General features: G+C 45.8%; 8 protein-coding genes. 1 reads left to right on the top strand and 7 read right to left on the bottom strand.

Annotated elements, in window-relative coordinates; all coding sequences use genetic code 11:
- Positions 1-313: 313 nt before the first annotated feature.
- Entirely contained in the window at positions 314-10,456 is a 10,143-nt protein-coding gene (locus RJD38_RS18215) for a VCBS domain-containing protein (protein WP_197497802.1), read from the top strand.
- An 86-nt stretch (positions 10,457-10,542) separates the two neighbouring features.
- Here RJD38_RS18215 and RJD38_RS18210 read toward each other — a convergent pair whose 3' ends face one another.
- The 7 genes from RJD38_RS18210 to RJD38_RS18180 form a co-directional block, all read right to left on the bottom strand.
- The gene (locus RJD38_RS18210) at positions 10,543-11,838 is read right to left on the bottom strand and encodes an HlyD family type I secretion periplasmic adaptor subunit (protein ID WP_065546016.1); all 1,296 of its coding nucleotides are present in this window, start codon (positions 11,836-11,838) and stop codon (positions 10,543-10,545) included.
- Complete coding sequence (locus RJD38_RS18205; RefSeq protein WP_065546015.1) at positions 11,831-13,864, bottom strand: peptidase domain-containing ABC transporter; 2,034 nt, start codon at positions 13,862-13,864, stop codon at positions 11,831-11,833. Before RJD38_RS18205 ends, RJD38_RS18210 begins: the two co-directional genes overlap by 8 nt.
- Positions 13,861-15,468 (bottom strand): ABC transporter transmembrane domain-containing protein, encoded by a 1,608-nt coding sequence (locus RJD38_RS18200; RefSeq protein ID WP_065546014.1) that lies wholly within the window; start codon positions 15,466-15,468, stop codon positions 13,861-13,863. The genes RJD38_RS18205 and RJD38_RS18200 overlap by 4 nt, the downstream gene beginning before the upstream one ends.
- Before the next feature lie 323 nt (positions 15,469-15,791).
- Complete coding sequence (locus tag RJD38_RS18195) at positions 15,792-16,835, bottom strand: GMP reductase (RefSeq protein WP_009385129.1); 1,044 nt, start codon at positions 16,833-16,835, stop codon at positions 15,792-15,794.
- Between the two features lie 494 nt (positions 16,836-17,329).
- Positions 17,330-18,907, bottom strand: coding sequence for a bifunctional ADP-dependent NAD(P)H-hydrate dehydratase/NAD(P)H-hydrate epimerase (locus tag RJD38_RS18190; RefSeq protein ID WP_065546013.1), 1,578 nt, complete (start codon positions 18,905-18,907; stop codon positions 17,330-17,332).
- Between the two features lie 181 nt (positions 18,908-19,088).
- The gene (locus RJD38_RS18185; RefSeq protein ID WP_005595391.1) at positions 19,089-19,523 is read right to left on the bottom strand and encodes a PAS domain-containing protein; all 435 of its coding nucleotides are present in this window, start codon (positions 19,521-19,523) and stop codon (positions 19,089-19,091) included.
- Positions 19,523-20,533, bottom strand: coding sequence for a response regulator (locus RJD38_RS18180; RefSeq protein WP_005595389.1), 1,011 nt, complete (start codon positions 20,531-20,533; stop codon positions 19,523-19,525). The genes RJD38_RS18185 and RJD38_RS18180 overlap by 1 nt, the downstream gene beginning before the upstream one ends.
- Positions 20,534-20,665: the final 132 nt, after the last annotated feature.

Raw genomic sequence — 20,665 nt, 5'->3', positions numbered from 1 at the left:
TCCCTGTTATAAACAATTAACTTTAACTCTCTCCTTATTGTCAGCCTCCCACTCATTGCAACAAAATCGAATGTGTTAAAAGCTAATAAATTTAATCAGTTAATTAGCAAGTTAGCGACTTTTATACTTAACTAAATGTAGGTTTATTTGATCGCAATAGGGAACGTCAATGGCTACGAGTGACAAAAAAGAAAAACATACTGTTACGCAGACTAAAAGCAATTTAGCCCAAACTAAAAACAAAGCATCTAGAACAAAGATTCGACTGTTTTCCCAAGTCAATATTAACGTTCCCTTGCCTAGAGAAATCGCGATGATCCTGCCTTCATTCGCAGAACAACTCGAATCCGATCCCACTCTCTTAAAGCAAGAAAGTGATACATCTAGTGCACCAGACGGCGAGCAAAATAGTCAATTGTTACCAGACGAGCATGAGAGTATTTCGGATATCAGTCAAATTAAAAGCCAAGACACCCAGCCCGAAAGCAACAAGGCTGAGATAGACGACAAAGGCGAAACATCGGTCAGTATTTCAACACATTCTTCTCATCATCTATCAAACAAATTGCATCCGGTTATTCACACTATTTCGACTCATTCATCACTCTCTGCGCTCACTTCGACGCCGTCAGCACAACCAAACGTTTCGAATGCCACACCTACCACAACAACAGGTCAATCATCACAAACGCCTCCCACCTTTGTTGATGAAACGATACAAGGCAAATATGGCACATTGCATGTAGGAGCAAACGGTCAATATACCTTTACCTTAGATCCCAAGTCTCCTGCTTACATTCTATTGCAAAAACAAGAGCCGGGAACGGATACATTTACTCTGCACCTTTCCGATGGAACAAAAGTCGTCGTACTAATTCCCGTTCACGGCACACAAGACAATCCAACAATATCCGGAGACTTAACCGGCAGTGTGACTGAGGATCACAACGTCGACTCACAAGGATTTATAACCACCGGAGGAAAAATCGATGTTGTCGACCCCGATCATGATGAAAGCTCAGTACATGCAGAAACGATCAACGGCAAATTCGGCTCTTTGACTATTGATGCAAATGGACACTGGCAGTACCGCGTTAATAACTCGCTCACCAACATCCAAGCTCTGACAAGCCAAAAGGCTCTCCATGAATCGTTTACTATCCACACCAAAGATGGGACAGCCCAAGTCCTCAACATGACGATTGGCGGCTCCGATGACCAAGCATCTATCTCTGGTGGTTCAGGGACAGCCATTGAAGATCAGAAAGCCATGCTCAGTGGCACGCTCTCTATCCATGATCCAGATGCCGGTCAAGACAGTTTCATTGCATATCAATATCAAGGGCAATTTGGGCATTTAGACTTTCATAAAGATGGCACATGGCACTACGTTCTCGATAACAGTAAATTAGAGGTTCAGCAGCTCGGTGGTTCGGAAAACCATCATGACGTGTTTACTATCCAATCCGTCGACGGAACAACGCACTCGATTAACATCGAAGTAAGCGGCACTAACGATACGCCCACGATACACAGCCAATCTCATTCACTAAGTGAAGATGGTGCCATGCTTTCCGGACAGATGCTTGGCAGCGATATTGACAACCACGCCACTCTCAAATACTCCATACCAAAATCGGTGGCAGGACTTACATTTAACTCCGATGGCAGTTATACATTTGATCCCTCGCACTCTGCTTACCAACACTTAGCTCAAGGTCAATCTGAGACAGTAATGATTCCTGTCACTGTGACTGATGAGCATGGTGCCAGTGCTACCCAAAACTTAGAGATAGTGATCATAGGTACCAATGATGCGGCGAAAGTCTCTGGCGTGCACACCGGTGACGTTCACGAAAATCAGGCGGGGCAAGACATGTCGCCTGACCATGCTCAACCGGGTATGGCTGTACTGGGACAAAATACACTGACCACCAGCGGTAAATTGAGCATTAACGATCCCGATAGCGGTGAGTCCGTGTTTGATACGAATGGAGGAACATACTCCTACAGTGGTCAATATGGACATTTGCAACTTCATCGTGATGGCTCGTGGAACTACACTGTCGCGGCGGGCACACATGATTGGCATCAAGGAAGTACGCCAACCACTGTTGGTTCGACGATCGACAAGCTCGGGCTTGGTGAAACTCTCACCGACACAATCACTGTTAGAACCAAAGATGGCACAACACACGATATCGTTGTCACTATTCATGGTGACAATGATGCACCTTACGTATCAAGTGAAGTACAACTCAATTCTGGCAAAGAAGACACCATCCAAACCCTTACCGCCGCGGATTTACTTGCCAATGCGATTGATGTCGATCATAACGACCAAGGTCAACTTTCCATCGCAAACCTCATTGCCGATCATGGCTCTATTCGAGACAACCAAGACGGAACATACACCTATACCCCAGAAAGCAATTATCACGGCAAAGTACACTTTAGTTACGACATCAATGACGCCCACGGCGGTTCAACGCCAACAGGTGCCTCACTCGATCTCGCATCGGTAAATGATGCGAGTGTTCTAGCGGCAGGACAAGATTCAGGCTCGGTGACAGAGGACCATTTACGAGCTGGCACCACAGACCAACTCTGGTCTGGCTGGAGCAACTTGGATGTCACCGATGTAGACGGCGCTTCCGAAGCAGACATAACGTTTATTGAAGTCAATGGTGTTAAGCACGCAGTACCGACAGATTTTGCGATGAATCTAACCGCTAATCATGGCTATTTCTCCACCACACACAGTACCGATGGTCACAACAAATGGAGTTATACCGCCGACAATGCCAATCCTGATATTCAGGGGCTTAAGAGTGGGCAGCAGCTTCAAGACTCGATGGTGCTTATTACAAAAGACGGCACTCGAATACCCGTAACAGCCACCATTCAAGGTCAAGATGATCATGTCATCATTGACACGCCAAATGCCCTAACAGCAGCAATCGGAACGGTGGTCGAGGATATCAAGACCACGGTTGCTGGCATGCTTCAAGCGCACGATCTCGATAAAGGTGATCATGTCACTTTTGAATTGGCAGGCTCAAGCTCCTCTCAAGCGGGTAGCTACGGCACCTTCTATGTTGATCGCGACGGACATTGGCATTATGACTTGGATGCAGCAAAAGTTGACTCACTACGAAGTGGAGATGGCAAAGCTGAAGCGTTTAACATTGTCGCGATCTCTAGCGATGGTTCACGCGCGACGCAGAAAGTAGAAGTGCTTGTTAAAGGGACCAATGATGCGGCAACGATTACCGGTCAAAGCACTGGCTCGGTAACCGAAGATCTTCACGTACAAGGTGATGCAAGACACACGGTATTTACCGGTGGCGTTCTAGATGCAAAGGATCCAGATGCAGGTCAAAGTGGTTTTCACCAAACCTTGAATGCTCATGCGATTAACGATCCTTATGGCGGTAGCCTTTCAATCGGTAAAGCAGGTGGGTGGACTTACAGCGTTCCAAACGCCAACTTACAACATTTAGCGCAAGGGGAAACTGAACACGTTCAATATCAAGTACAGACACTTGGAGGTGAAACTCATGTCATTACTATCGATATCGTGGGCACTAACGATAAACCAACACTTACAGCCCAAACACAAACGGTAAATGAAGATGGTTCATTATTGATCGGCAAAATGCAGGGCAGCGATATCGACCATGGAGCAAGACTAACCTACTCCATTGCTAATTCGATTGATGGGCTAACTTTTAACGCTAACGGCAGTTACAACTTTGACCCCTCGCACTCTGCTTACCAACACTTAGCTCAAGGTCAATCTGAGACGATCTCGGTTCCTGTCACTGTGACTGATGAGCATGGTGCCTTTACTACCCAAAACTTGGAGATAGTGATCACGGGTACCAATGATGCGGCAACGATTACCGGTGTGGACACAGGAGATGTCGATGAATCGACCTACGCTGATCGTTCTCCTGACTATCAACGAGGTAACATTTCTCATCTTTGGAATGACCATATCCATACGTCCGGAAAACTCGATGTTGTCGACAGTGATGCTGGAGAAGCGCACTTCGATAACAATGCGCCAGCGTATCAATACTTTGGGCAATATGGGCGTTTGATCCTTCAGCCAGATGGGAATTGGAGCTATTACGCAGAGGTGGGTGATAGCGCAGTTGGACGTAAGATAGATGCACTCAATAATGGAGAAAATCTAACTGACACCATTACTATCCGCAGTGCCGATGGTACAACCCATGATGTCGTCATCACTATCCATGGCGACAACGACGCCCCTTTCGCGTCCGGTGAAGTGCAACTGCAACCCGGCAAAGAAGACCAAACACAAATCTTAACCCAAGCCCAACTATTTTCGAATAGCATGGATGTTGATAGTAATGATGCAGGCAAATTACACATAGGCAATCTTCATGCTGACCACGGTTCGATTAGAGATAACCAAGATGGCACCTATACTTTCACGCCAGAAAAAGACTACAACGGTCAGGTCCATTTTATTTATGATGTCAAAGATGCTCATGGGGGCACGATAACCACCGGTGCGAACTTAGCTCTCGCGGCGACTCCTGACAATGCTCAAATTAGCTACGCCAACAGCGATCAGCATCAACTCGGAGTGACTGAAGATCGCAATTACATAGATACCCATGATAACCTACATTTTGATGGTAAATTGAACATCGTTGATCCTGACCAAGGGGAAGCGAAATTTGATATCAACCTCGGCTCTCAAACCTACCAGGGTATTGGTTATGACACCAAACTCGGTGGTCATATCCTACTTATGCGAGATGGACGTTACACCTACACAATTCGGGACCATCAACCATTAGTACAAAATCTGAAGCAAGGTGAAACCATCACTGATGAGTGTGTGGTTAAATCAGAAGATGGCACTCTATTCACCATAAAAGTCAACATACACGGCACGAACGACGCCCCCACTCTAACCGCACAGCACCAATCAGTTACCGAAGACGGCGCAATACTTTCGGGGCAGATGATTGGGCAAGATGTCGACCATGATGCCACTCTTACCTATACGATTAACCACCCTATCGATGGGCTAACGTTTAATAGTGATGGCAGTTACACATTTGATCCGAGCCATTCTAGCTACCAGCAACTTAAAGATGGGCAGACTCAAACAATCACAGTCCCTGTAACGGTAACCGATGAACACGGCGCTAGCGCAACACAACATCTAGAGATCAAGATAACTGGCACCGAGGATGCCGCACAAATCAGTGGAACCGATACCGGCACACTTACCGAAGATAGGCATGTTCAAGGGGATGCTCAACACACCATTTTTACCACAGGTGTTCTAAATATAGTGGACGCCGATGCAGGAGAAGACCATTTTAAAGCCACACACAATGCCCATGATCTCCATGATCCTTACGGTGGGACACTTACAATAGGCAAAGCTGGCGATTGGGCTTACAGTGTACCAAATGGAAACGTTCAGCATTTAGGGCAAGGGGAAACTCAGCAAGTTCAATATGAAGTGCAAAGTTTAGGTGGCGATAAACACATCATTACGCTAACCATCCATGGTACCAATGATGCTCCGGTGGTTTCCGCTGACGTACAGCTCAGTGTAGGAAAAGAAGATACCACCCAAATCATCACCTCTTCGGATCTACTGAGCAATGCCACGGATATTGATAACAACGACATCGGTCATCTCTCCGTGACCAATCTCGCCGTCGATCATGGCTCAATACTGGATAACGGTGACGGTACATTCACTCTAATTCCTGAAAAAGACTACAACGGACCGCTACATTTTCAATATCAAGTCAATGATGGACATAGTGGAACTGCACCTGCCTCAGCCTCGATGTTAGTTGCAGCCGTCAATGATCGTCCAATAGTGCAGCCAATTACGCAACAATTAAAAGAAGATTCAACCAATCATCATGTTATCGACCTACTGGCAGGATCTACCGATAAAGAGGGTGACACACTGTCGATTGCTCAAATCAGTTACTCCGTGGATGGTGCAGCAAAAACAGGAAGTTTACCGCATGGCTTTACCCTTGGAGCGGATGGACATTCATTAGTCATCGATGCTACCCACTCTACTTTCCAACACTTGGCGGTCGGTCAAACACAGCAAGTCGTAGTAAACTATCTTGTTAATGACGGGCACGGGGGACAAACACCTCAATCCGCGACCTTCACCATTGAAGGCACTGATGACAAAGCAGTTCTGACATCCAACGTCATTCAAATGTCGGAATCAGAAGCATTAAGTAGTAAAACATCCATTTATCATGGCAACTTACAACTGACCGATCCCGATACTGGCGATCACACGCAATTTGCATTCAGTGGTCGATACATGGGGCAAGGCTACGCCCCGGGATCTTTGACCATCTGGCCTGATGGCTCCTATCAATTCCGATTAGAATCGGCTTTCAACCGCCATGCTGCCGACTTGGTTGACAGTTTACTCAAAGGCGAATCGCTAGAGTTTCCCTATCAGGTGCGAACAAGTGATGGGCAAAGGCTCAACATCATCGTTAAAGTTGTTGGCGAAGACGACCAAGCTCGAATTGAAGTGGGACAATATTCTACTTTAGACAATCATGCCTATGAGGATAACTTATCACCAGGAGGCACTCCGAACCAAGTATGGAGTGGTGGTAACTTACATGTCGTAGATCCAGACCATGGGCAAGCGGGTTTCGTCGCTCAAAACTTTGATACGCCAGAGGGTGGGCATTTCTCTATTAATGTTCGTGGTGGATGGCAATACACAATAGACAATGCCAAACTCCAACATCTTGGTGCAGGGCAAAGTTATCAAAAAACCTTCAGCGTCGAATCCATCGATGGCAGCGCACACCAAACGATAACCGTCACAGTGCATGGCACCAATGATGCGCCAGTAGTTACCTCATCAGTCGTTCTCACCCAAGGTAGAGAAGACACCCCTGTGATATTAAATGCATCTGAGCTATTAGCACATGCTAGTGATGTTGATGATAATGCTCAACTGACCATCAGCCACTTAAGTGTCGATCACGGTCAGGTTACCGATAACCATGACGGCACATACACCTATACCCCTGAGAAAAACTACAATGGTGCGGTACAGTTTAACTATGAGGTCACTGACGAACATGGTGCATCTGTACCGACATCAGCAACCTTAACGCTCGCCGCAGTTAACGATGCCGCAACCTTCACTGGCGACTCAGGTAACATCACTGAAGATAGCAACGTTCGCCATAATTTGCATATTACGGGCTCCCCGATCATACAAGATGCTCTTATGTGTAATGGGCATTTAGTCATCACCGATGTTGATGGACAAGGTGAAGCGTCACTCGATTTACATGGGCAGCGCAGCTTAGCCCAAGATGGCACTTACGGACACTTTATCGTCACGGCGAGTGGTTCATGGGTTTATGCTGTTGATAACAACAATAGTCACGTTCAAGACTTAGACCGAGGGCAAACTCTCACTGACAGTATCGAAGTCACCTCAAAAGATGGTACCAAACATTCAATCACAGTTACGATTAATGGCACAACCGATGCCCCTACCTTGCATAGCCTAAGTGATTCTGGCGTTCAACATAGTGGAGCAATTGAAGGAAACCTCATTTCTGGTTTAGGCGCGCACGAAGGAGTAAGTGGAGCTGCAATAGACACAGATTCCAATGCGCACCTGGTACTACAAGACATTCAAATAAAAGATCCTATTTCAGGTTATGTTACTGTTACCCCTGGTCACCCACATACGATGAACGGCATTGGTACCCTTGCCATAGAGGCGAATGGTCATTACTCCTTTACACCCGATCCTGGCTTTACGGGTAGCGTACCAAGTATGATCTACCGTGTTGGTGATGTTGGCGGTCACTCAGTGAGTGATTCGGCTCAAAATCGGCTAACGATTGAAATCACTCCGCCAGCACAACATACGCCAACCGTCACCCCACAAACTATTAGTAGCGATGAAGACCAAACTCATACATTTACCGCTGCTGAGTTTGGCTACCAAGATGCTGACCATGATGCACTAGATCATATAACGATCACCCAATTGCCAGCACATGGCGTTTTAACCCTTTACGGCGCTGCTGTCACGACCAATCAACAAGTGTCCAAAGCTGACCTAGATGCAGGACACTTAACCTTTACACCACTCCAGAATCAAAATGGCGTGCATTATGCCGATTTTGAATTTACTGCAAATGACGGGCATCAAGACTCCGCCAGCGCATCCATGATCATTGACGTTAACGCCGTCAATGACGCGCCAACAGTTGGCTCTAGCTTTACCAGTTTACTTGAAGACAATCAGCATAGTTTTAGCCAAGCCGATTTTAAATACACAGATGTTGATGGCGATTCACTGCACCATATCACCATTACCAACATCACGCATGGCACATTGTCGCTCAATGGACGAGCAATCAATGTTGGTGATGACGTCGCCGCTGCCGATCTCTCCTCTTTGGTTTATACCCCGGCACTCAACTATCACAGTGTCGGGGCCAGTGGGTTAGGCGGCATTCAATATACCGCTAACGATGGACACACGGACTCTAAAGAAGGAATGTATATCATCAACATTGTCGCAGCACCTGATCCAGCGACCTTTACTGGTGATTCAACAGGTCAAGCACAAGAAGACCTTCACACTCAAGTCACTGGCACTTTAAACGTAGCCGACCCTGATGGCACACAAGGCTTTATCGCCGTTCAGGGTGGCGTAGGCATTGTCGGTAGTAAAGGCTATGGACACGCACATATTGATGGTTCTGGTCACTGGATCTATAACCTTTACAACAACCATCCAATCGTCCAACAACTCAAGCAAGGAGAAACTGTCACTGAAACCATTACTGTGCAGGCAAAAGATGGCACAAGCCATGACATTGCCATCACCGTAACTGGCACCAATGACATTCCAACGGCTGCCGAAAAAAGACCCGCTAGCCACACAATGACAGAAGACAGTCATCAAGTCTCTACTGGGCAGCTAATCACCCATGATACGGACGGTGACACGCTCAGTTTAAGTGTCGACCCCAATCACGGTGCGAGTTTTGGCTCGATACAGTTAGATAGCCACACCAACACTTGGACTTATCAACTCGATAACGCAAATCCTCAGGTAGACGCGCTTAATGACGGCGATGTTCTGCATGATACCTTTACGCTGCTCATTGATGACGGGCATGGCGGACAAACAAGCCAACAAATCACGATGACAATAAATGGGCATACAGATCCTGTTCCTTATACGCCACCAACCATCAGTGTATCTGTTGATACGCACCATGCCCATCATGTTACGCCAACCATAACGGCACAAACTGTGAGGGATTTTGCCCAAAGTATCGGACAGACCGCGCACACGATGAGGGGTAACCATGAGATTAGTGGACATGATCATGCTGACATTATTATTGTTCAAGGTAGGTTAACCGAAGAAGCTGAACTCAAAGATGGTAATGATATTCTCTTCATCGGTGGTCGACTTTCAGATGAAGAAATTGAAGGAGGACATGGTTCTGACACATTAATTTTAGGCGCCTATACCAAGCAAAATGCGCCACGTTTGCATGATCATGGTGAGAAACTTGGCAACATGGAGCTCGAAAGCATCGAAAACATCATTTTAGGTGATGGAACTGTGCTTAAAGGGCATCTACCTGCCAATTTCCCCGTAGCTAACCAAGATCATTACGAGTACTCTGTCGACATTCACTCTCAACTTTCGTCATCAGACGAGACCGTTGCAGAAATTCGACTCACACATCTAGAAAACGGACTGAGCTTAAGCGACAACGGACAAGAAATCCACGCGAATCCAGATGGCAGCTATACGGTCCCCTCTGATGGACACTTTACTTTGGTATCAAACCAGCCTTTAACTGGAGCACATCCACATTTTGCAACTGAAGTGACGACTCACAATTCAGTCACTGGCGTAACAGCGGTAACCAGTGAAGATCTCCAAGGTCAGCTACATAGCCATATAACGCCACCGCCTCCTCCGCCGCCACCAGCATTCAGTCAGTCTGATGAAATACAAGCTCCTGATGGTATTCAAGATGATATTGCGCTACTTGCAGATGGCGTCAACCCAGAGCAACATTTACCAGCGGAGCACCTCTCTACCGCTCATAATCCAGCAACGCAAGATGACTCACAACACGGCGTGGCAGCTTACCTATCCGCACTAGGTCTTGAATCCTCTCAAGCAAACAATGACCAATTCGCTCATAGCGAACTACCGGATGATATTGATATCGTTCTATCTGATGAGGCAACGACGTTTGATCCGTTACAGCCAGATGCTGATGGTAACGCAGACGTCGCCATGGACAGTGATAGTCTTGATGAAAAACATGACGACTTGATTGCCCCTGACGAGCATCATGATCATGGAGACCCGAATAACTTAAGCGACCCGTATTAGTAGAGTATGCTAATCGCATATAGAAAAAGCGGGCAGCCTATTCGCTGCCCGCTCTCTTTTATGCCAATTAGGGAATTGAGCTACCGTTACCGTTCCCCAAAAGCAACACTGATATTTGAGTAAATTGGCTTCCATAAATATTGAAACACGGACTTTTCACCGGTTGTGATGTCAGCCTCGCCAGTCATACCGGGTAAGATTGCAAACCTCTCAGGGTCGTCATGGAAATAGGGTTTATCCACTGAAATCACCACCTCATAGAAGATTTCACCGCGATCATTTTTACTCGTCGATGGCGAGATCTTGATAACTTCTCCCTGCAAAGCACCAAAGCGGCTATAGTCAAACGCATCCACTTTGACCCTTGCAGGCTGCCCTTCACTAACAAAACCAATATCTCGAGGTGAAAGCCTTGCCTTGAAATCCGCATTGCCAGCCAAAGGAACAATTTCGACCACAGTACCACCAGGCTGAATCACCCCACCAACTGGTGTACTTGGCACGCTTTGTACTAACCCTTTGAGTGGTGAAGTCACAATAGTATTCGATACTTTTGCTTCACTCGATCTCACTCGAGCATTCAGAGCTGACAAGTCTGAAACGGCTTTCGAGCGTTCATCACTGACTTTTACGCGAGCTTCTGCCAGTAGCTGCTCAATTTTTTGCTCATTTGCCGCCCCTTGCTTCTCAAGCACTGACCGTTTACCGGCAGCTTCGGCAATTTGCTGCTCTATACTAGCCAGCTTTTGCCTCATCTCTAACACTCGCAAGCGAGATATGTTGCCAGCCTTAAAACCTTTCTCGAGAATATTCAGCTCTTGTTTGGTGGCAAGTAACTGCTTCTCATAAGATGGCAGCGCTTTTTTAACCGCACTTAATTGCTCAGCAATCTGCTCACTCTCTTTTTCCAAAACAACTCGTTGTTGATAGAACAAGGCTTTCTGCGCACTAAGCTGCGCCTTCTGCTCACTGACTAACTCTGGATACTCCACAACATAGAGAGAAAAATCGGGCTCTCTTTGATCAAGCAGTGCATTCATTCTCTCCACACTGAGTGTCAATGTCACCTGCTGTGATTTAAGTTCGTCTAGTGTGGTTTTCTGAAACGTTGCGTCAAACTCAACCAGTGCTTGCCCCGCTTCAACAACATCGCCTTCATTCACTAAAACACGTTTGAGCTTCCCGCCGATTTCACTTTGTAAGACCTGTCTTTCACCCTCAGGAATTACAGAACCCTTCGCTTTGGCAATCTCATCTACTTGGGTAACCAAAGACCAAACGACAAAAGCGAGTACACAAACAGACACAGCCCAAGTCGCAATGGAGAGTGACTTAGCTACGGCTTTCGACTCGACTAGTTCGCCATATTCATAATTAGCCATTGGACACCTCTTTTATTGTATTTTCATCATCCTTTTCCCCGCTATCTAGCGGTCCTGAATAAGCAATCGCGCCTTCATTTAATATCACGACCTTATCCGCCAACTTAATTAAATCTGGATCGTGAGAAGTAAATACGATGGTCGACTGTCCGCGCTTTTGCTCCACAAATTGGCTAAACACCCGTTTGGCTAGTGGGTTGTAATCAGGTACCGGGTTATCCATCAACATCAATTTGTAGTCGTATACAACCGCTTTAGCATCAATCAGCACTTGAGCGACGGTTCCCGACAAAATGTCAAAGAGACTGTCAGGGATCAGTGAACTAATCACCGTATCTAATCCATTGGGTAGTGAATCAAACCAAGCTTTCCCTCCCACTAAATTCAGCGCATCAATCATCTGCTGCTCCGTGACTGGATTGCCATCGGCTAACCACTCCCGAACAGAAAGCGATAGCAAATCAGGGTAGGCAGCACGAATAAAGCACCAATGACGGAACAATTGCGAGTCGTACTGTGACAAGTTGACCCCATCAAGCTCAATTGCCCCGTTTTGTGCTAGTTGTAAGCCAGCCAGCATTTCAAGCAACGTGGATTTACCGCTACCTGAAGGACCGGCAATAGCGATAATCTCACCAGGCTCGACAGTAAAACTAACAGCGGATAGCGCAGGTTTAACCTGCTTTGGGTACCTAAACGTAAGTTGATCAACCTTGATCGAAGGTGCTTGCTTTGGCAAGGGATGGTGCTGATAACTAAAATCGCGTTCTGATGGTTGGCTAAGAAGGCGATTGATCTGAGTTTTAGATTGATTAAAACTAGCAAACCTTGTCGCACTATTAGCTAGCATTTGAGCGGGTCCTGTAATGCGAGAGATCAGCATCATCGAAGCGATCAATCCACCTGGAGTCAGTACCTCTTCGAATATCAGACCAATGCCTAACCCCATAACAGCAATCGTTGAGCATAATGAGATAGCATAATAAATCGACGTATATTTATGCTGTTTTGTTGCCTGATCAAAGCCAATTTTAGACGCGAGGAAGTTCGCTTTCTCAAAGCGTTTCAACCAATAAACCGCAAAGCCAGAACTTCGCAGAAAAATCAATTTAGCTGACAATTCGTTAACCAGGTTTTGTCGGTTAGTCCCTGCAATCGTTGACTGCATCGAATTTTTTCGAGAAGTGTCTACTGCCCGTTTGGCAACAATTGCAAAGATAATGAGAGCAACTACAGGAACAAGTACTAGCCAGCCCGCTAATATGCCAATCGCGAGAATGAAAATAAGCACAAACGGGAGATCAAACAGCGCGCTTCCCAATGGACCTGACAATACACCTGATATCCTTTCTGAGAGTAATACTTGATTTTGTTGGTTTGAAACGGTTGATTGCTGATTTTGCGCATAAGAGTTACTCAACAACTTTTTGATTAATGCCTGAGAAATCTCGCGACTCACCCTATTCGCTAAACTGACTAACACTCGACTTCGAAGTGTTTTGAGCAAGCCCATCATAAAGAAAAGCAAACCCGCGCCAATGGCAATCCCCATTAACTCATGAGCAGCATCTCCCCCAATCACGTGATCATAAATCGCCATGGTGATAAAAGGGATACTCAGCGCAAACAGATTAATAAACAGGCTAACAAGCATGAGCTTAGGTAACATCGCCTTAAATATACTCAGGCGTTCCCCAACCCAATCTGTCGCATACTTTTCTAAGGGGAAACCCAAAACCACAACGTAAAAAGCGGGATAAGTATTGGAGTCACCTAGTGATGAGTGACCCAGCACTTCTATCGTCTCGTCACTAAAAAATGCCAAAGTATGCTGTGATTCATGCTCAGTAAGCCGCTTAGGTACAACCTCATAAGGCAGATGGATGCGGTCAAATAAAGAGAGCAACTCATCTGTATTATGGATGCCATTTTCCTCAATCCACTGCTTGGCAAACAACTGAATATTGGTGCTCACTTCCATGTTTTTTAGTAGCGTGACACTCGCCAACTCGTAACTATTCATCATAGTGAAGCTCCTTGCCCAGTTTTGCTCACCACTACCGTGTTGCTGGCGAGAGCCACCAGCGTTGGGTTATGTGATACAAGCAAAATAATACGACCTTGCTCTTTCTCCTCTTGCAAGACTTGAGCAAGTGCGGCTAAACCATCTAGATCTAACGAGGCATCAGGTCTATCCAAAACTAGTACGCTTGCAGGAGACGCTAGCTGAGCGGCAATATTCAAAAGCTTAGTATTACCCATGCTCAATGTATTAACAGCGGTGTGACCCACTTTCGTTTCCAAACCATCATGCAATTGGGATAGCTTCCGCCACAGACCTAGTTTCTTAGCGTAATCCGTCGCTCTCTCTATGCGTCCTGCATCAAAACCACATAAGTTATCGAGCAGTGAGCCACTAACCAATTGCGCTTTAACGCCTACATAAGATGTATAGAAATGGAATGATTCCAGCGGGGTCTCTTGTTGATTAATGAAGATCGTGCCACTTTGACTCTCGTCCACACCCGCTATAACCGCTGCAAAAAAGCTATCAATATGGCGCTCATCACTCGATATAAGTACGATGCTGCTTTGTTTAACATCAAAAGAGGCATGGTAATCAACTCCAAAGCGCCGAGCTGTCAGCTTATCGATAGAAAGACTACTGATGCTTTCAGAACTGACCGACTCTGAGTGCTGTTTTGGCAAAGTCTGTATGTTTTGAATCGCACGATTGGCTGAGTGAATGGTATTCAATTTTACACGCATACCAATAAGAGCACTGAGAGGGGCAACAGCGCGACCAGACAAAATTGAACACGCAGCCAAGCCACCAGTTGTGAGCACTCCATCTAAAACCCATAGACTCCCAGTGACCACAATCACGACTGATGTCATCAGCGACGCTAGCTGAATAAACTCTAACGCAAACGCATTCTGTTGCTCTTCACTCGATTTAGACAAATACCGAGCATCATTTGCACGTTTAAACTGGCTATAAAGCCGCGACTCTACCGCTTGGCGTTTTATGCCTTGTATAGTTTGTCCAAGTAGCAGCATAAAGCCTTTTCGCTCTTGGTCTTTCTCAAGAGCAATATCACTGAGTCGTTTAGATTTAGTCGACACAATAAAAACCACTGCACAAGCCGTCACCCAAACAGCAATAGGTACGAGAACAAGGCTACCACCGATGTAATAAACCAGACCGAGAAACAGCAAAGCAAAAGGCAGGTCGATAAATCCAGAGATTATTCCACCGGAATACCACTCTCTCACTTTAACGATATTTGAAAGCCCATTATCAACCCCTGCTGCACCAAGATTACGCAGAGCATTGGGTTTCGATTGGGTGATGGCAGTGACAAGCTCAGCAAAGGTTGTATTTTCAGTATTACTCGCAGCAGCCGAAAGCAGCCAACTTCTCACATACCGAATAAGCGCCTCTAGTATGACCGCAGTGCTTGCACCAACAATCAGCATTGTTGCCGTGCCGTAACTTTGATTAGGAAGAATTCGATCGTAAATCTGTAAAACCGTTAATGGCACGGCGAGAGACAAGAGATTGATCAGAATAGAAGGAAGCATCATCTTTCCGATAACATCCTTATTAACCGCTCGCGTTATTTGCATACCTAGCCCCTATTTTTCCTTATAGATTAAGGTTGGTACACAGTTTGTAGTTATTCAAGTTAAGGTGCTGAATATTCGGTTAAATTTTCTAGTACTGCGATAGCCTGTCAGCAGCGTCTAACTGAGGAAAAATACGTTCAAGCTTTGATTGTTTTATTCGATGATAACAAACGCAGACGGTATCTACTCTTGAACTACTATACTTTTTAGTCGGGCAAATTTGATGATTAATACAATAGTCCTAAACACTTGCCAAGTTTCAGGCAAAAAAAGAGCCGCTAAAAGCGGCTCTTAATTATTCGAACTTTACGAAAGTGACTAAATCACTCTTTACCGAATACGTTGTTTTCTTGCTCTTGTACGCGGATAAACGTGGTACGCTTAGTTAGCTCTTTAAGCTTTGCTGCGCCTACGTATGTACACGTTGAGCGTACGCCGCCAAGGATGTCTGAGATAGTGTCGTGCACTGTGCCACGGAATGGCAATAGTACGGTTTTACCTTCTGCTGCGCGGTATTTTGCAACGCCGCCAGAGTGCTTCGCCATCGCTGACTGTGAAGACATGCCGTAGAATTTCATGAACTTCTTGCCGTCTTGTTCAATCACTTCGCCGCCTGACTCTTCGTGACCTGCAAGCATACCGCCAAGCATTACAAAATCAGCGCCGCCGCCAAATGCTTTTGATACGTCACCCGCACAAGAACAGCCGCCATCACCGATGATCATGCCACCTAGACCGTGCGCTGCATCACCACACTCAATGATTGCAGAAAGTTGTGGGTAACCAACACCAGTTTTAACGCGTGTCGTACATACGGAACCAGGGCCAATGCCCACTTTCACGATGTCTGCACCCGCAAGGATAAGCTCTTCACACATATCGCCAGTTACAACGTTACCCGCTGAGATCACTTTGTCTGGGAATTCAGCACGCACTTTCTCTACATACTCAACAAGGTGCTCAGAGTAACCGTTAGCAATATCAACACAGATAAAGATCAGCTCATCTGAAAGTGCCATGATGTCTTTGGTCTTCTGGAAGTCAGCTTCAGAAGTACCGGTTGAAACCATCACGTTATTCAACTGTGATTTTTCAGCGCCTTGAACAAACTCAGCCCAATCAGCTACTGTGTAGTGTTTGTGTACTGCGGTCATTACACCATGCTCAGCTAGGGCTTTAGCCATTGCAAAGCTACCCACAGAGTCCATATTCGCTGCAATCACAGGTACACCAGACCATTGACGACCGCTATGCTTGAATGTAAAATCGCGGGTTAAATTAACTTGAGAACGACTTTTTAAGGTAGAACGTTTCGGGCGAAACAGTACATCTTTAAAACCTAACTTAAGTTCTTGTTCGATACGCATTGTGTAATTCCTTGATTCATATAGCTATGTGTCACTGCAGAGTGCGTTAGTAATGTCGTTTGCAGACGAAATTACTAAATGTCGGACACAAAAAAACCGGAGCGTTTGCAGACGCTCCGGTTTTCAGCATTATAGGTCGTGATTTCTTTCTCGCAAGTCTGATAATTCGATTTTTTTTATGCTACAGTTGGGCTTCCTTGCATATCCATTAAACTCAACCGAGTTAACCTTTCTACAAATACTCTCACTTTTCAGCAGCTTAACTTCAATTATTGCCATTCGATTACGCAAAGGTTTGCGCGATAGTTTTAATAATCAATTCTCGCCCCTCTCTCACACGACGATCCAAGTCACGTTTTTAGTAAGAAGTGCCGCTAATTCGCCTATTTTATCATTCTCTTTTTGGTGTTTTTTTTCATACCAACAGCACAAATTTCAGCTTAAATCTAACGGAGTGAGAAAAACAAACGCTCGCGTATAACTCGCATTCACACTCAAGCGCATTGAATTGCATAGCGCAAGTCATCAATAACATCGGAAGCAAGGAGACCACATGGTCCATTTTTCTCTACATTTAGATCGGCAGCATAGCTGTGCAGCATAACGCCGATACGCGCAGCCGCCATAATGTTCAATCCTTGTGCTAATAGTGCGGCAATAATACCGGTTAATGCATCACCCATTCCGCCACAAGCCATTCCGGGGTTTCCCGTAGAGCAAACATACGTCTTATTACCATCACAGATCAGAGTGCCCGCTCCTTTTAATACCACTACGCCGCCATAAATTGCTTGAAGATTGTAAACAGCACGATAACGATCAGATTCAATCTCTACCACACTGGTGTTTAATAACCTCGCAGCCTCGCCCGGATGAGGGGTAATAATGCGATTCTCGTCAACATTAGGGTTAAGCGCCAATAGCGTTAGAGAATCCGCATCAAGTACCTTTGCTTTGTCACTCTGAGCGACCATTGCAGCCAGTTGTACCGCCCATGTAGAGGCATCAGGTTGTAACTCCTGTTGTTGTGCAGCACCACCTTGGAAACATCCCAGCCCAGGGCCAAATGCAATCACATCACACCAGCTCAATCGATACTTCACCTGTTGCATCGTCCATTCAGCAAACATCGCTTCAGGGCTTGAGATCAAACCAACATTAAGGTGCTGAGACTCGGTTAAACATGCAGTTAATCCGGCTCCTGCTCGGAGACATGCTTTGGTCGCAAGCAAAATCGCCCCTCCCAAGCCTGTACCTCCGCCAATCAATAGCGCCTTACCATGAGTGCCTTTATGTGCTGACGGCTCTCGCGTCTTCAACCGCTGCAAAATAACTGGAAAATCCAGCATGGCACTCGGCGTTTCGATATTTTGGAAAAGCTCGCCTATATTCACCGTCGCCGATTGACTACTAAGCTCACTATAGGTTGCGATATTCTTAGCCGATATAACCAATGGCGAATAATGCAGTCGCCCAACATAGCTACGTGCTTTCCCTGTCACTAACCCTTGTTTAATTCCAATAAAGGTTATCGTGTGTGCCGCTTTTATACTGTTACCTAATACGCAGCCACGATTGCTACACAGCCCCGATGGAACATCCACCGCGACAACGGGTTTATTGCTTTGATTAATCGCCGTAATCACGGTGGCAATTTCAGACCTAACATCGCCACTTAGTCCCGTACCTAACAACGCATCGACCACGACATCACAATCAGAAACTTGCGCCATATCGAAAGGAATCGTCTTGCCACCAGCAGCCATAAAATCCTCATAAGCACGCTTGGCGTCACCACGGAGTTTGCCTGGATCAGACATTGCTGTTACACGAACATCGCCACCTTGCTGCAAGACAAGTTTTGCCACCACATAACCATCACCGCCATTATTGCCGCCACCACACAACACCCACAGTTTTACTTGGTTACCATAATGCTGCAAAACACAGTCATAAACGGCTTTACCTGCCGCCAACATGAGCTGATACATATCAATGCCGACTGCACGAGCCACTTTGACTTCGCCGCATTTCACTTGTTGTGAACGGTAGAGTTGGCTTGGTAGCGTCATGTAGATCCTTCCTTTGAGCAATAACCGAGACAGTACGCAGCTAAAGATAGCTAATTGGTACCGCTGCGAGTAGTAAAAATGTATCGCTTCAGATAACAAAAAGGCTAGCTCATCACAAGCTAGCCTTCATTAGTAATTCATCAATAACTGAGTGTGATTACACGCACCATGTAGCTGACGTCTAACGCTTAGATGATAATGCTTCAGCCGTCGCATCTTGAATGGACAGAAACAACGAGCGGATCTCTCCGGTTGGTGTACGCATCGGATTCAAGGTGATGTTCTGGTACATAAAGTCTGCCTGCTGGGTAATCGGTCGTACATTACGGCACTTAAATAAGTACGGACGTTGCTGCCAAGTAATAAAACTACGGCAACCCAGATCGTATACAGGCTTGGTTTTGAGTTTAAACCACTCTTGTGGGATCTCTGGAAACAGAGTAAAGATCGATTTACCAATCGCATCGTGAGCTTGAATGCCACTGTGGTGAGTCATAAAACCATTCCACACTTGAACGTTATGATCACGATCGAGTACCACTAACCCCAGATCGACGTTTTGTACCATGTCGACCATCCAGTGAAACTGCTCAAACTCAGCAGGAAGATGTAACATTAGAAGTCCTCCATTAAGTAAGACAACTTACTATCAAGTAGCGGCAAAGATTCATCGACAAACATAAATAGGAGATCACAGCGAATAGAAGTGCCATCAATCGCGTAGCTCACTTCAAACGTCATGGTTTTGCTAAAAGAGCCCGTCGTCGATTGGATAACGGAATCAATGGAAATATGCTGACCTAATAGCACTGGCGAGCTTTGGAAGAAGCGAACTTCTGCTTGTGCACCTAAGCCATTTAAGAAAGAGCCAACCAAAATATTGGAGACATCCATCAACAGCTCTAACTCTTCAAGTTCTTCACTATCGGCAGGCACTTTCATCAGTTTTTTCAGATCTGCAACACTCGAATCACTGAGTAAAACCAATGCTTCACCTGCAATACCTTCACCACTGAATCCTTGGCAGACTCCCGAAACCTGATCGTTATTGGCTAGATCACGCAGTGCCATGTGCAATTCGCTTACTTCCAAGATAGCAACGTTAGGCAAAGGCAAATGAACAAACACATCAAAGTGACGTGCAAGCGCATCCGCGGCGCGGCCAATTGAAACGTTAGCCACTTCCATATAGATGTCGCGACGACGCAAACTTGGGATGTGCACAGGTGTCATCATAACCGGAGCGGCAGGACGACTTTCAGCTGGCTCAACCAACTCTCTCAGGACACTTTTCAGTACATCTTGATCAATCGGTTTTTGAATAAACGCTTTCGCGCCTAGAGACATTACGCGCTCTTTTGCCTTGGGCTGAATATCCCCAGAGACCACGACGACATTAATGTTTAAACCACGTTTTTGAATTTCTTCTAACGTACCAAAACCATCAAGCTCTGGCATGGTTAAGTCCAAAAACATAATTTTAAATGATTGGTTCGCCAGCTTTTCTAACGCATCTAAGCCATGAACGGCAAAAGTTATCTCAGCATTCAGTGAAGCAGGTAATGAGCGAGCCATCTGTTTGCGTGCTAACGCCGAATCATCACAGATTAAAACGGGATAAGACATCGTTGTACCTACTGCTATTGGTTTAATTTATATTCAAATTGTAACAGATAGTTATAGGGTCAGATACGGTTTAATCGGAGAAAAAACACACCTGATGATAACTCTGAACTGTTGTCTAATTTACGGTACAAA

Source organism: Vibrio scophthalmi (assembly GCF_040869025.1).
Classification (GTDB): domain Bacteria; phylum Pseudomonadota; class Gammaproteobacteria; order Enterobacterales; family Vibrionaceae; genus Vibrio; species Vibrio scophthalmi.
This window is presented reverse-complemented; position numbering and strand designations above follow the sequence as displayed.